Annotated in this window: 11 protein-coding genes; 6 read left to right on the plus strand and 5 right to left on the minus strand. The window is 73.3% G+C overall.

Annotated features, from left to right (window positions below; translation table 11 throughout):
* Nucleotides 1–79: 79 nt before the first annotated feature.
* From EV372_RS04970 to mtrA, 3 genes are read right to left on the minus strand one after another with little or no spacing between them, the layout of a single operon-like run.
* A complete protein-coding gene (locus tag EV372_RS04970) occupies nucleotides 80–1954 on the minus strand; it encodes an LpqB family beta-propeller domain-containing protein (protein ID WP_130395042.1) in 1875 nt (624 codons plus the stop codon).
* Nucleotides 1951–3768: an MtrAB system histidine kinase MtrB gene (gene mtrB, locus EV372_RS04975; protein WP_130395043.1), complete on the minus strand. Its 1818-nt coding sequence runs from the start codon at nucleotides 3766–3768 to the stop codon at nucleotides 1951–1953. The genes EV372_RS04970 and mtrB overlap by 4 nt, the downstream gene beginning before the upstream one ends.
* A gap of 16 nt (nucleotides 3769–3784) precedes the next feature.
* Nucleotides 3785–4462, minus strand: coding sequence for an MtrAB system response regulator MtrA (gene mtrA / locus EV372_RS04980; RefSeq protein ID WP_013154750.1), 678 nt, complete (start codon nucleotides 4460–4462; stop codon nucleotides 3785–3787).
* Nucleotides 4463–4882: 420 nt separating this feature from the next.
* Between mtrA and EV372_RS04985 the strand changes: the two genes are divergently transcribed.
* The 5 genes from EV372_RS04985 to EV372_RS05005 are packed head-to-tail and all read left to right on the plus strand — an operon-like array spanning nucleotide 4883 to nucleotide 10592.
* Nucleotides 4883–6427 carry a glycerophosphoryl diester phosphodiesterase membrane domain-containing protein gene (locus tag EV372_RS04985; RefSeq protein ID WP_130395044.1) on the plus strand — a complete coding sequence of 515 codons (1545 nt, stop codon included), beginning with the start codon at nucleotides 4883–4885 and terminating at the stop codon, nucleotides 6425–6427.
* A complete protein-coding gene (locus tag EV372_RS04990; RefSeq protein ID WP_130395045.1) occupies nucleotides 6424–7047 on the plus strand; it encodes a DUF4129 domain-containing protein in 624 nt (207 codons plus the stop codon). Before EV372_RS04985 ends, EV372_RS04990 begins: the two co-directional genes overlap by 4 nt.
* Nucleotides 7044–8246: a DUF4350 domain-containing protein gene (locus EV372_RS04995; protein ID WP_130395046.1), complete on the plus strand. Its 1203-nt coding sequence runs from the start codon at nucleotides 7044–7046 to the stop codon at nucleotides 8244–8246. The genes EV372_RS04990 and EV372_RS04995 overlap by 4 nt, the downstream gene beginning before the upstream one ends.
* Before the next feature lie 58 nt (nucleotides 8247–8304).
* Nucleotides 8305–9288: an AAA family ATPase gene (locus EV372_RS05000; protein ID WP_013154754.1), complete on the plus strand. Its 984-nt coding sequence runs from the start codon at nucleotides 8305–8307 to the stop codon at nucleotides 9286–9288.
* Nucleotides 9288–10592: a DUF58 domain-containing protein gene (locus tag EV372_RS05005; protein ID WP_130395047.1), complete on the plus strand. Its 1305-nt coding sequence runs from the start codon at nucleotides 9288–9290 to the stop codon at nucleotides 10590–10592. Before EV372_RS05000 ends, EV372_RS05005 begins: the two co-directional genes overlap by 1 nt.
* 52 nt (nucleotides 10593–10644) lie before the next feature.
* Here the strand turns inward: EV372_RS05005 and EV372_RS05010 are convergent, their stop codons facing one another.
* Complete coding sequence (locus EV372_RS05010; protein WP_130395048.1) at nucleotides 10645–10914, minus strand: hypothetical protein; 270 nt, start codon at nucleotides 10912–10914, stop codon at nucleotides 10645–10647.
* Nucleotides 10915–10976: 62 nt separating this feature from the next.
* Between EV372_RS05010 and EV372_RS05015 the strand changes: the two genes are divergently transcribed.
* Nucleotides 10977–12998 (plus strand): tetratricopeptide repeat protein, encoded by a 2022-nt coding sequence (locus EV372_RS05015; protein WP_130395049.1) that lies wholly within the window; start codon nucleotides 10977–10979, stop codon nucleotides 12996–12998.
* 127 nt (nucleotides 12999–13125) lie between these two features.
* On the opposite strand, the gene EV372_RS05020 is transcribed toward EV372_RS05015, so the two are convergent.
* Nucleotides 13126–13332, minus strand: a complete 207-nt coding sequence (locus EV372_RS05020) for a DUF397 domain-containing protein (protein WP_130395050.1) — start codon at nucleotides 13330–13332, stop codon at nucleotides 13126–13128.
* Nucleotides 13333–13410: the final 78 nt, after the last annotated feature.

The following is a 13410-nucleotide window of genomic DNA, read 5'->3' on the forward strand; positions in this document are numbered from 1 at the left end:
CTTCCAGGCCCGCGCGCCGGGCGCACCCCGGTTTCACCGCGGGCGTGCGGCCGGAGTCCGACCGCACGCCCGCGGGGCCTCAGCCCGGGAAGGCGGGCGAGCCGCCCTCCACGACGCTCTGCCAGTTGAGCGGGTCGCTGGACACCCAGATGTTGCCGTCGTCCGAACCGGCCACCAGGGGCTGGCCCGGGGCTCCGGAGACGGTCACCATGCTGGCGACGGGGGTTCCGGCGCTGGCGGGCGGCGTGCCGCCGTCCAGCGACACCAGGAGGGCCTGGCTCGTACCGCCCTCGCGGGTGCCGAGCACGACCAACTGGTCGCCCGAGCGCCAGGAGATGTCGGTGACGTCCTCCAGCTCGCGGGCCAGGGTCACGAACGACTCCACGGAGACCTGCCCGTCGGCGTCCTGCACCACGCGGCCCACCTGGAGCGAGCGGCGCCCGTCCACCTCGGTCACCACCGCGGCGCGGGTGCCGTCCCGGGAGATCCGGAACTGCACCAGCGGCCTGTCGCGCAGGTCGGACACGTCCACGCGGACCACCTCGTGGCCGTCGCGCAGCAGCCACAGGTCCGTCGGGCCCGGGGAGGGCGGCGGCCCGTTGAGGTTGGGGCTCTCGGCGTCGGAGTCCTCCCGCGCCTCCTCGCCGTCCTCCCCGTCCTCGTCGTCGACCTCCTCGACCACCCACAGGTCGCCGTTGACGTCCCAGGACAGCTCGGTGAAGACCCCGTCGGACAGGACCTCCCGGACGTCGGCGCCCGGGGTGGCCTGGCTCGTGACGACCCCGCGGCCGCCCGTGGTGACCCCGGCGATGGTCTGCTCGTCCAGCGACACCGCGAACCTCCCCAGGGGGACCTCGCCCGAGCCCAGGGGACCGGGCACCGGCTCGCCGCTGCCGAACGTGTCGGTGTCCCAGTCCGAGGCCGACCACAGCTGGCCCTCGTGGGAGTAGTAGACGCGGACGCCGGGCGAGGTCGCGCCGGGGCTGACCTCCGACCAGTAGGTGCTGCCCGGGCGCGGCCGGTCGGCGCTCTCGCCCTCGGCTCCGGGGAAGTCCACCTCGTTGCCGTTCACCCGCAGCGTGAACTCCTGGATCTCCGGCAGCTGGCGCAGGGTCCAGGCGATCTGGGCGCCCATGCCGAACTCGTCGGCCTGGCCGGGGGCGGTCACGCTGACGCTCGCCCGGTCCTCCTCCACCTCCACCTCGGGATCGGCGTCCTCGGCGAAGGAGGAGTGCACGGAGGGGTCCAGCCAGGCGCTGGGGCCGCGGACGAGCCTGTGCAGCAGGCGCTTGGTGAGCTCGTCGTTGCTGACGGGCAGGTAGACCGGGTCCGGGACCAGGGCGTTCTCGTCGGGGTTGAAGTAGTAGAGGTTGAACGGGCGGTGGGTGCGCTCCACGTCGAGCTGGCTGAGGATGAGCTCGTCGGGCAGGCTCTGGATGCGCCACTCGCCCTCGGGGTCCTCGTCCTCCCGGGCCAGGACGAAGGTCTCGTCGAGCAGGCGCCCGGAGTCGCCGGAGACGTACCTGCCGTCCTCGTCGATCGTGGCCACCAGCGAGCTGCGCATCCGCACGGTGGCGGTGAGCCCGTCTCCGCTGATCTCGGTGTCGAGGTCGACGGTGTCGTGGCCGGGGAAGACCTTGACCGTCCCGTCCGGGTTCCACGACTGGTCCGTGCTCGACAGCATGTAGCTGCGGGCGGCCTCGTAGTCCTGCTCGAAGCTGCCCATGTCCTTGAGGAAGTCGCTGACCAGGCCCTCCGGCGCCACGCCCTCCTGGGGCCCGGCGGGCAGCAGGCGCACGTAGCCGCCGTAGGGGTCGCCCTCGGACTCGTTGCCGTCGCTGGCCACGACCGGGCCGGTGGTGGGGACGGTCGCGCAGGCGGCCATGGACACGACCGCCACGGCCGCGGCCAGGCAGGCGCGCGCGGCGCGGCCGAACCGGTGCGGTGTCCTCACAGCTTCTCCTCGTCCTCGCGCTGCTCGGCGCGGACGGCGGCCGCGCCCTCCTCCGCGGCGTCCGCGGCGTTCCTGGCGGGCACCTTCTCGGCGCGGGCGGCGCCGTTGCCGTTCTCACCCTTGTCGGCGAAGGTGGTGTAGGTGCGGCCCAGCGCGAACTCCGGCGGCACCAGCGGCAGGGGGGAGCCGCGCAGCTCGCTGCCGGAGCGGCGCGGCAGGGACAGGCGGAACTGGGAGCCCTGGCCGGGCTGGCCCCACGCCTGGAGCCAGCCGCCGTGCAGGGTGGCGTCCTCCTTGGCGATGGAGAGCCCGAGGCCGGTGCCGCCGGTGGTGCGCACCCGGGCCGGGTCGGCGCGCCAGAAGCGGTCGAAGCACAGGTGCTCCTCCCCCTCCTTGAGGCCCACCCCGTAGTCGCGCACGGCCACGGCGACCGCGTCGCGGTCGCACGCGGCGGTGACCACCACGTCGCGGCCCTCGCTGTGCTCGATGGCGTTGACCACCAGGTTGCGCAGGATGCGGTTGATGCGGCGGCCGTCGTACTCGGCGGTGCAGGGGTCGGTGGGCAGGCGCAGCACGACCTTGATGCCGCGCCGCTCGGCGATCTGCTCGGCGTCGCCGACGGCCTTCATGACGGCGTCGCGGATGTCGAGCGACTCGGTGCCCAGGGTGGCGGCCCCGGCGTCGTGGCGGCTGATCTCCAGCAGGTCGGAGAGCAGTTCCTCGAACCGCTCCACCTGGCTCTGCAGCAGCTCCACCGAGCGGCGCATGGTGGGGTCGAGCTCCTCGCGCTCGTCGAAGAGCACGTCCCCGGCCATCTTGATGGTGGTCAGCGGGGTGCGCAGCTCGTGGGAGACGTCGGAGACGAACTGGCGCTGGAGCTTGGACAGCTCCTCCAGCTCCTGGATCTTCTCCTGGAGGTTGCCCGCCATGTCGTTGAAGGACAGGGCGAGCCGGGCGAGGTCGTCCTCGCCGTGCACGGCCATGCGTTCGGTGAGGTCGCCCGAGGAGAGGCGTTCGGCGGACTGGGCGGCCGAGCGGACCGGGCTGACCACTTGCCGGGTGATGACGAAGGCGATCAGGCCCAGGAGGATGACCAGCAGCACGCCCACCAGGCCGACCGTGCCCTGGACCAGGTCGAGGATCTGCTGCTCGTGCTGGAGCGGGAAGATGTAGTACAGCTCGTAGGCGCGCGTGAGCTGCGCGCCGACCACCAGCGCGGGCTCCTCGCCCTGGTCGGTGGTGATGCGCGTGTACGTGTGGTACTGCTGCTCGTCCACCTCGGACTCGTGGACCTGGTTGATGAGCCGCTGCGGGACGCTGCCCTCGCCGGTGGCCCAGCCGACCTCTCCGCCCACCGAGGGCAGGATGACCACGCTGTACAGCCCGGTGTCGCCGCTGCGGCTGGTGAGCTCGTTGGCGAGGTTGTACATGAGCCGGTTGCGGTCGCCCGACTCGTTCTCCTGGAGCTCCGCGGACGCGTAGTTGAGCCCGGCGCGGTGGTCGGTGACGGCCGTGGAGATCTTGGCGTCGAGCAGGCCGCCGCGCACCTGGGAGATGAGCACGTACCCCAGGCCCACCATGACCACCAGGGACAGCACCAGGGTGGTGGAGATGACCCGCAGGTGCAGCGAGCGGCGCCAGTTGCTGTGGACGCCGCGCACCAGGGCGCGGGCGGCGCGCTGGGCGAGCGCGTAGGAGCGGGTGAGCCCCGTGCCGCCGTCGCGCCAGCGCCCTCCGGCCGCGGGCGGCCCGGAGGGCGGGATCTGGGTGTCGGAGGCGGTCCCCCGCTCCTCCTCTGGTGTGGCTGCGGTCATGTGCGGCTCGGGAGGATCAGGCGGTTCCGGCCTTGTAGCCGACGCCGCGGACGGTCACGACGACCTCGGGGTGCTCCGGGTCCTTCTCGATCTTGGCGCGCAGGCGCTGCACGTGGACGTTGACCAGGCGGGTGTCGGCGGCGTGCCGGTAGCCCCAGACCTGCTCCAGCAGCACCTCGCGGGTGAAGACCTGGCGCGGCTTGCGGGCCAGGGCGACCAGGAGGTCGAACTCCAGCGGGGTGAGGCTGATCTGCTCGCCGTCGCGGCGCACGGCGTGCCCGGCGACGTCGATGGTGATGTCCCCGATCTGGAGCACCTCGGGCGCGGGCTCCTCGGTGCGGCGCAGGCGCACGCGGACACGGGCCACGAGCTCCTTGGGCTTGAAGGGCTTGACGATGTAGTCGTCGGCGCCCGACTCCAGCCCGAGGACGATGTCGATGGTGTCGCTCTTGGCGGTGAGCATCACGATGGGCACGCCGGACTCGGCGCGGATCTGACGGCAGACGTCGATCCCGTCGGCGCCGGGGAGCATCAGGTCGAGGAGGACCAGGTCGGGCTTGGTCTCGCGGAAGGCCTCCAGTGCCTTGTCCCCGTCGTGCACGAACGAGGGCTCGAACCCCTCTCCACGCAGAACGATGCCCAGCATCTCAGCGAGGGCGAGGTCGTCGTCGACAACCAGTACACGTCCCTTCATCGGTGCGTCCGGCGCCGGGCGTCGGACCCGCGGGCGGGTACGGCGGCGCCTACTCCTCTCTCTGGAAACACTCAAGCGGCATGAACGTTCGGTGCGCCCCGAAACGCAAGAAACTGCTTCGTCCTCCCCCCACCTTGCCATCTTCGGGCGGGATCGGGAGAGTGGTCGGTGTTTTTCGGTCTGCGGGAACCGTTTCGGCCTGCGGCGCGTCGACCCTGGTGACCTGGCACGCGAACCTTCGCGACCCGGCCTGTTGGTAACAGAAAGCATACAAAAGGAATGAAGTGGGTCGGTTGCGCCTGCATACGCCCGAACATCGCGGGCACCGGTGGAACCGGCGGGTAGGTTGGTTCACCAGAGGCCGAAAACCGCGGAAGCGTGCTCGCGCAGCGTAACCGAACCCCATGGAGGGCGGGGCAGATGACCCAGGAGGACGACCACCGGGACACGTCGGGGAACCCCCCGGACGGACCGGACGGCGGCGGGGCTTCCGAGGCCGCTCCCCCGCCCGCGTCCGGCGGATGGGCCGCCCCCGGCCAGGAGGGTCCGTCCTCCGCCTCCTCCGCGCCCTCCGACGCGCGGCCGGACTCCGCGCCGGCCGGTCAGACGCCCCAGGGACAGCCGAACCTTGCCCCTCCCGGGCAGACCCCCGGGTACGGGCAGCAGGGCTACGGGCAGGCGCCCTCCGGGCAGCAGCCCGGATACGGACAGTACGGCCAGTACGCCTCCGGCCAGCAGCCGTCCCACGGCGGCGGCTACGGACAGCAGCCCGCGTACGGGCAGCATCCGGGATACGGACAGTACGGCCACGGCCAGCAGGCGCAGTGGCAGCAGTCCGGATACGGCCAGCAGCCGGGCTACGGACAGTACGGTCAGCAACCCGGTTACGGACAGCCGGGATACGGAGCACAGGCCGGATACGGCCAACAGCCCCCTTACGGGCAGCCGCGCGCACTCAAGCCCGGTGTGGTCGCGCTCCGGCCGATGACGCTCGGGGACATCCTCAACGGCGCGTTCAGCCTCATCCGCAACAACCCCAAGACCACCGTCGGACTCGCACTGGTCGTCATGGCTGTCGCGAGCATCATCAGCTCGGTCGGTTTCAGCGGCTACATGTCCGACTACGGGGCCTTCCTCGACCAGTTGATGGCCGACCCCGCGTCCGTCGACCCCAACGACCCCTTCCCGTTCAGCGGCTGGTCCCTCATAGCCCTGTACGGTGGCGGCCTGCTGACCCAGGCCGGCATCATCCTCGTCACCGGCCTGCTCACGGCCGTGGTCGGCATGGCGGTCCTCGGCCGCAAGCTCAGCCCGTCCGAGGCCTGGGCCGCCGTACGCGATCGGATCTGGACCGTTGTCGGCCTCGCGCTGCTGCAACTGGTGACCATCTTCGTCCTCTACATGGTCGCCACGGTCGGGGTCGTCGTCTTCTTCATCGGTGTCTTCGTGGCCATCGCGGAGAGCCAGGGCATCGGCATCATCGTCGTGATCGCCTCAATGCTGGGAATCGCTGGCGGCATCGCCTTGGTCGCCTGGATCTACATCCGCATCTACTTCGCCATACCGGTCGCGGTACTCGAACGCGTCGGCGCGGGCACGGCCTTGACCCGCTCGTGGCGTCTGACCCAGGGCAGGTGGTGGCGGACCTTCGGCATCTCGCTGCTGGCCTTCGTTCTGATGACCCTTGTCAGCAGCCTGCTGAGCACACCCTTCGGCATCGTCTCGGTGGTCCCCACCTTCATCGCGCCCGGTGCCGCCTGGGCCGCCGTCGTGGCGGGCGCCGTCATCTACGTGGGCAACGTCGTGGTCTACGCGCTCACCGCGCCCTTCACCGTGGGAGTGAAAACCCTCCTTTACGTGGACGCGCGGATGCGCAGCGAGGGCCTGGACCTGAAGCTGCACAACGCGGCCCAGGCGGGCTACGAGGCGGGCCCGGAGATCTACCTGCCGGAGCCGCGGACGTGAGGGCACCCGCCGTCGGGGAGGTGACCCGGGAGGAGGGGCAGCGGCGCGCCGTCGAGGAGCTGAGCGACCCCCTGTACGGGGAGCAGGAGCCCTCCCTGTGGGACCGCTTCCTCTCCTGGCTCGAAGAGCTCCTGGCGGACCTGGTCTCCCAGGCGCCGGACGCCCTCGGCGGCTGGACGGTCCTCGGACCGCTGCTGGTGGTCGTCGCGGTCCTGCTGGTCTGGCTGGTCCTCTGGCTGCGCCCGACCCGGAGCCGCCGCGCGGGCGCGCCCGTGCACGAGGGCGCGCCGCTGGACGCGGCCGACCACCGGGCCGCCGCCGACCGGCACGAGAAGGCCGGTGAGTTCGCGGCCGCCGTCACGGAGAGGCTGAGGGCCATCAGCGTGGACCTGGAGGAACGGGCGATCATCACGCCGCGCGCGGGGCGCACCGCGACCGAACTGGCGGCGGAGGCCTCCGCCGTGCTGACCACGGAGGCCGAGGGGCTGAGCGAGGGCGCGCGGATCTTCAACGACGTGGCCTACGGCGACCGTCCGGCGACCGCCGACTCCGCCCGCGTCCTGCGCGAGCTGGACACGCGGCTCAGGGCCGCCCGGCCCGTCGGGGAAGTGAGCCGATGACGGCCACCGCTCCCCCGCGCTCCCCCGACCGCGCGCCGTCCCGGGAGGCCCCGCGCCTCCTGCGGGTGTGGCGCTCGGTCCGGGTCCCGGCAGCCGTGGTGGCCGCGCTCGTCACGGTCTCGGTGCTGCTGTCGCTGGGCAGCGAGCAGTTCCCCACCGGCCACCTGGAGCCCGGCTCCATCGCCCCGGACGGCACGCGGGCCCTGGTGAACGTGCTGGAGGAGGACCGCGACGTGCACGTGGTGCGCTCCTCCTCCGCCGCCGAGGAGGCCGTGGCCGACGCCGGGGACGACGCCGTGCTCGCGGTCTTCCTGGACCACCGCCTGCTCCCCGAGGAGCTGGACTCGCTGGCCGCGCTCGACGTGGACACCGTCCTGGTGCGGCCGTCCACCCGGTCCCTGGAGGCGTTCGCCCCCGGAGTGACGATGACCGGCCGGGAGGAGCCCGAGGGGTTCCCCACGCCGGAGACCCCCTACGCCCCCGGGTGCGGGCTGTCGGCCGCCGAGGCCGCGGGCGAGGCCTACGTCGCCGGTGAGCTGTACACGGCCGGTTCCGGCTCGGACGCCGTGGGCTGCTACCCGGGCGGCGGCGGCGACGCCCTGGTCCGGGTGGAGCGGGACGGGGCCGCCACGACCGTGCTGGGCACCGGCAGGCCGCTGACCAACACCGCGCTCTCCGCCGGGGGCAACGCCGCGCTGGCGATGAACCTGCTGGCCGCCGAGGACGTGGTGTGGCTGCGCCCCGACCCGCCCCAGCAGGAGGGCGGCTCCGGGCTCTGGCAGCTGCTGCCGCTGGGTCTGCGCTGGTCCCTGGTGCCGCTGGTGGCCGCGTTGGCGCTGCTCGCCCTGTGGCAGGGGCGCCGGATGGGCGCCCTGGTGCCCGAGTCGCTGCCCGTGGTGGTGCGCGCCTCGGAGACCACCGAGGGGCGCGCGGGGCTGTACCAGTCGCGCAGGGCCCGGGACCGGGCCGCGGCCGCACTGCGGTCGGGGTTCGTGGACCGGGTCGCACCCAAGCTCGGGCTGGGCGCGGACGCCGCGCCCGACACGGTCGTGGCGGCGGTCGCCTCGCGGACCGGTGACGACCCCGCCCACCTGCGGGCCCTGCTCCACCCCGGGCAGCCCGACCCCTACGCGGGCGACGACGACATGCTGGTCAGGCTCGCCGACGAACTCGACGAGCGCGCCCGGAGGCTCCGGTGACCCTGAGCCGCGGGGACCAGCGAACGACCACTGAGGTATCGAGAGAGGTAGACGGCACGTGAGCGCCTTCACACCCGAGGCACTGCCATCAGCCGACGAGGCGCGCGCGGCCCTGGTCGCCCTGCGCCGCGAGGTGGCCAAGGCGGTCGTGGGCCAGGACGAGACGGTGACCGCGATGGTCGTGGCGCTGCTGTGCCGCGGCCACGTGCTGATGGAGGGCGTGCCCGGCGTCGCCAAGACGCTGCTGGTGCGCACCCTCGCGGCGGCGCTGTCCCTGGACCACAAGCGGGTGCAGTTCACCCCGGACCTGATGCCGGGCGACGTGACGGGCTCGCTGGTCTACGACCAGCACACCGCGAAGTTCGAGTTCATGGAGGGGCCGGTCTTCACCAACCTGCTGCTCGCGGACGAGATCAACCGGACCCCGCCCAAGACCCAGGCGTCGCTGCTGGAGGCGATGGAGGAGCGCCAGGTGACCGTGGAGGGCAGGCCGTCCGCGCTGCCCGACCCGTTCATGGTGGCCGCCACCCAGAACCCGGTGGAGTACGAGGGCACCTACCCGCTGCCCGAGGCCCAGCTGGACCGGTTCCTGCTCAAGGTGACCGTCCCGCTGCCCGAGCGGGCGGCCGAGGTGGAGATGCTGGGCCGCCACGCGGCCGGTTTCGACCCGGGTGACCTGGCCGCGGCCGGGGTCACCGCGGTGGCGGGCGCGGCGGAGCTGCGCGCGGCCCGGCTGGCCGTGGAGCGCGTGCGGGTGGCACCCGAGGTCCTGGGCTACATCGTGGACCTGTGCCGGGCCACCCGGCAGTCCCCGTCCCTCCAGCTGGGCGCGTCCCCGCGCGGCGCCACGGCGCTGCTGCGCACCAGCCGGGCGTGGTCATGGCTGTCGGGCCGCGACTACGTCACCCCCGACGACGTGAAGGCGCTGGCCAAGGGCACGCTGCGGCACCGGATCTCGCTGCGTCCCGAGGCCGAGCTGGAGGGGGCGACCACAGACGGAATCCTGGACGGTGTGCTCGCCTCCGTCCCGGTGCCGCGCTGATGGTGGTCACCGGCCGGGCGGTGCTGCTGGCGCTGGCGGCCACGGTCGCGGTGGCGCTGTCCGGTCTGATCGGCGCCGCGGCCGCGGCCTCGGCCCTGGGCGTGCTGGCGGTGCTGCTCGCCCTGGACGTCGTGCTGGCGGCGAGCCCCAAGGCGGTGCTGCTGTCCCGGGAGGGCGACACGTCGCTGCGCCTGGGCGACTCGGCGACGGTGTACGTGACCGTCGCCAACCCCACGCGGCGGGCGCTGCGGGGGTCGGTGCGCGACGCCTGGCCGCCGAGCGCGCACGCCGCGCCGCGCAGCCAGCCGCTGCGGGTACCGGCCGGGGAGCGGCGCCGGGTGAGGACCGTCCTGACCCCGACGCGGCGCGGCGACGCCCGGGCCGCGGGCGTGACCGTGCGCAGCCTGGGGCCGCTGGGGCTGGCGGGCAGGCAGCGGACGCAGCCCGCGCCGTGGACCGTGCGCACGCTGCCGCCCTTCCACAGCAGGCGCCACCTGCCGGGCAAGCTGTCCCGGCTGCGCGAGCTGGAGGGGCAGCACACGGCGATGGTGCGCGGGCAGGGCAGCGAGTTCGACTCCCTGCGCGACTACGTGCCCGGCGACGACGTGCGGTCGATCGACTGGCGGGCCACCGCCCGCGGCGACGGCGTGGTGGTGCGCACGTGGCGGCCCGAGAGGGACCGGCGCATCCTCATCGTGCTGGACACCGGGCGCACGTCGGCCGGGCGGGTGGGCGACACCCCGCGCCTGGACCACGCCATGGACGCCGCGCTGCTGCTGGCCGCGCTGGCGGGCAGGGCGGGCGACCGGGTGGACTTCCTGGCCTACGACCGGCGCACGCGCGCGCAGGTGCGCTCGTCGGGCAAGGGCGGCCAGCAGGTGGGCCGGATCGTGGAGGCCATGGCGCCGCTGGAGGCGGAGCTGGTGGAGTCCGACCCGGCGGGCCTGGTGGGGACCGTCCTGGGCACGCAGGGGCGGGCCCGGCGGCTGGTGGTGCTGCTGACCGACCTGAACGCCGCGTCGCTGGAGGAGGGGCTGCTGCCGAGGCTGCCGGTACTCACCTCCCGGCACCTGCTGCTGGTCGCCGCGGTCAACGATCCGGCGGTGGAGCTGATGGCCGCCGAGCGGGGCAGCGCGGACGCGCTGTACCGGGCTGCGGCCGCGGAGCGGACGCTGGGCGAGCGGCGCCGGGTGACCGCCGAGCTGCGCCGGATGGGTGTGGAGGTGGTCGACGCCGACCCCGAGCACATCGCGCCCGCGTTGGCCGACGCCTACATCAACCTCAAGGCGCAGGGCAGGCTGTAGAAACGCGGTCCCGGGGCCGTCCCTCACACGGGACGGCCCCGGCCGTCGCCCGTCACAGGAGGCCCGGGGCCGGACGGCGCCCCCTGTCGGTCCCGTCCGTCACCTCAGCGATACGGGCGGGTTCGGCCTTGTCGGCCTTGTCATGGACGAGCCGCTCGGCGTCCTCCCGTGCCTGGGCGTACAGCCGGTCCTCGTACGCCCGGTGGATGGTCTCCCTGAGAACCGCGGAGCGGTCACGGCCCCGGGCCGGCTCGCGCGGTCCCTGTTCGGTGCGTTCGTCCAGGCGGGCACTCGTCGTTGTCGCACGCGGAGTGCGCGGCATTCCGTGTTCCGCGTTTCGGGGGAACCCGGGGGCTTCCCCGGGGCGGAGCCCGGGCGTGCAGTATGGAGGGCATGACCTCTCCCCCCGGGGCCCACGGCAACGCCTCCTCCGGCGCCGTCCACGGCCAACTGCTCCAGGTGCGCGACATCCACGGCGGCGTGACCCTCCACGCGCCCGCTCCCGCTCCGCCGCCGCTCGCCGACGTGTCCCTGGACCCGCCGAGGCTGGCGACGGCCGTACGGGGGCGTGAGGGGCTTCTGGAGGCCTTGGGTGAAGCGATGGAGGCCGGTGCGCCGGTTCCGCACGTGCTGACCGGGCCGGGCGGGTTCGGCAAGACCACGGTGGCGGCGGCGCTGGCCGAGCGGGCGCGTCGCGACGAGTGGACGGTGTTCTGGGTGCGGCCCGGAAGCGTGGCGTCGAGCATGGTCGAGGCCGCCGTGGAGGTGGGCGGCTCCCGGCAGGAGGCCGAGCAGGTGAAGGGGGCGCGGCGCCAGGCGGCCCGGTGGGTGTGGCGGCACCTGGACGCGGCGGCGCGGCCCTGGCTGCTGGTGATCGACAACGCCGACCGGCCCGAGGAGCTGGACCCCGAGAACCGGCCCGGAGACCAGTTGGGGTGGATGCGGGCGAGTCCGGGCGGGTTCGTGCTGGTGACCAGCCGGGTGGACGACCCCGCGCAGTGGGCGCCCGCGCGGGTGCACCGGATCGGGGAGCTGGAGGGGTCGGCGGCGTCCGAGGCCCTGGCCGACCACGCGGGGGCGGGCGGCGCGGCGGGACTCGCGGGCGCGGAGGAGCTGGCCCGGCGGTTGGGCGGGGTGCCGCTGGCGCTGTCGCTGGCCGGGCGGATCCTGGCCACGCACCGGGTGCTGTTCCCGGACGCGCACGCGCTGCTGGCGCGGCTCGGGGAGGGCGTCGGGGTTCTGGACGAGCTGGCTGCGCCCCTGGTCGGAGGCGTCGGGGCGGAGCGGGGGCTGCTGTCGGGGGTGTGGGGGCTGTCCCTGCGCCTGGTGGAGGAGCGCGAGCCCAGGGCGGTGCCGCTGTTGAAGCTGTTGGCGGTGCTGGGCCCCGATGCCAGTGAGGTTCCGCTGCGCAGGCTGCCACTGTCGGAGCTGGACGGCGGTGTGCTGGGGTCCCCGACCGACGCGGACCTGGCCAGGGCGGTGAACGCGCTGGTGGTGCACGGGCTGGTCTCGGTCGTCTCACCGCGGGGGGAGGCCGCGCTGCGGCTGCACCCGCTGGTGTCGGAGACCGTGCGCGCGGGGTTCGGGGAGGAGGACTTGGCACTGGTCGATGAGGCGCAACGGCTGCTCGCCTGGCAGCGCGACCGGGATCTGGGCTTCGAACTCCGCGCCCACGCGGCCGTCACCGACCTCCTCCGGTCGCGGTCCCACGTGGGTCCCTCCGTCATCGACAGCATGGCCTCCGGAGCCCGCAGCCTGATGCTGCTCAGCCTCACGGACGAGGCCCTCGGCATCCTGGAGAACACGGTCGCGGAGGCGGTGGAGGTGCTCGGGAACTCCCACCCTGCGACGCTCCGCGCCCGGCACGCGCTAGGAGACGCTCTGCGTGAGCAGGAGCGGATCGAGGAGGCCGAGGAGGTCTACCGGTCGGTGTACCGCGAGCGTGAGGCCGCTCTCGGGCCCGTGCACTCCGAGACCCTGAGCACCCGCCACCAGGTCGCCCTGATGGCCGGTCTGCGCGGTGATCTGGGCACCGCCGAGGAGGGGTTCCGAGCTGTCTGGGAGGCCCATGGGGAACGGGAGGAGGAAGGGACCGCGCTGCACGCGCTGGAGAACCTGTCCTACGTATGGATGCTCAGAGGTGACCCGGACGCAGCGGAGGAGGGGTTTCGTCGTGTGCTGCGGGTGCGTTCACGTGACCTGGGTGCCGCGCATCCTCTGACGGTGTCAGCCGAGTTCAACGTGGCTCGGAACGCGTTCGAGCGAGGCGAGTACGCGCGGGCGGCGGAGGTGTTCGAACGAGTGGCCGGAGCCCGAAAGTCGTTGCTGGGCGAGGACCACCCCAAAACTCTGTTGGCCTGCGAGTGGCGGGATCGGGCCTTCGGGAAAGCGCAGGCAGGCGGGTGAGGGCCACGGCGTTATCCACAGGTCACGCCAGGGACTGCCGATCCTGACCGGCCCCACCGTACTGTTGGAAACAAGGGGGTCCCCCACGGCCGTCCACCTTGTGCTGCCCCTCGTGAGGCGGGGACGGTTACCCCTCCATAGCACCGGAACCGGTACAGAGGGAGCGAATCAGGACGGACCACTCGCCTTGGGCGACCGCGAGGCTTCCCGCAGTGGGTGCGAGCGAGTCGCGGACACGCACACAGTTTCCTGAGCGGTCGAAGGCCGCCTCCACACAGCTGTCGGCGAAACTGCTGTGAGAACTCTTGAACCAGTGCGGGGATTCGGTGTCCATGGCCCGGATGATGGCACGACACCGCCCACCGGAACAGCCCGTGGCCTCAAGCGGCCAGAGAACGGACGGCTCGGCGCG

The sequence above is a fragment of the Nocardiopsis sp. CNZ308 genome, assembly GCF_004217075.1.

Coding starts and splice junctions, on each gene's coding strand:
- mtrB (WP_130395043.1), bottom strand. CDS start 3,768: ATGACCGCAGCCACACCAGAGGAGGAGCGGGGGACCGCCTCCGACACC.
- mtrA (WP_013154750.1), bottom strand. CDS start 4,462: ATGAAGGGACGTGTACTGGTTGTCGACGACGACCTCGCCCTCGCTGAG.
- EV372_RS04985 (WP_130395044.1), top strand. CDS start 4,883: ATGACCCAGGAGGACGACCACCGGGACACGTCGGGGAACCCCCCGGAC.
- EV372_RS04995 (WP_130395046.1), top strand. CDS start 7,044: ATGACGGCCACCGCTCCCCCGCGCTCCCCCGACCGCGCGCCGTCCCGG.
- EV372_RS05005 (WP_130395047.1), top strand. CDS start 9,288: ATGGTGGTCACCGGCCGGGCGGTGCTGCTGGCGCTGGCGGCCACGGTC.
- EV372_RS05010 (WP_130395048.1), bottom strand. CDS start 10,914: ATGCCGCGCACTCCGCGTGCGACAACGACGAGTGCCCGCCTGGACGAA.
- EV372_RS05015 (WP_130395049.1), top strand. CDS start 10,977: ATGGAGGGCATGACCTCTCCCCCCGGGGCCCACGGCAACGCCTCCTCC.
- EV372_RS05020 (WP_130395050.1), bottom strand. CDS start 13,332: ATGGACACCGAATCCCCGCACTGGTTCAAGAGTTCTCACAGCAGTTTC.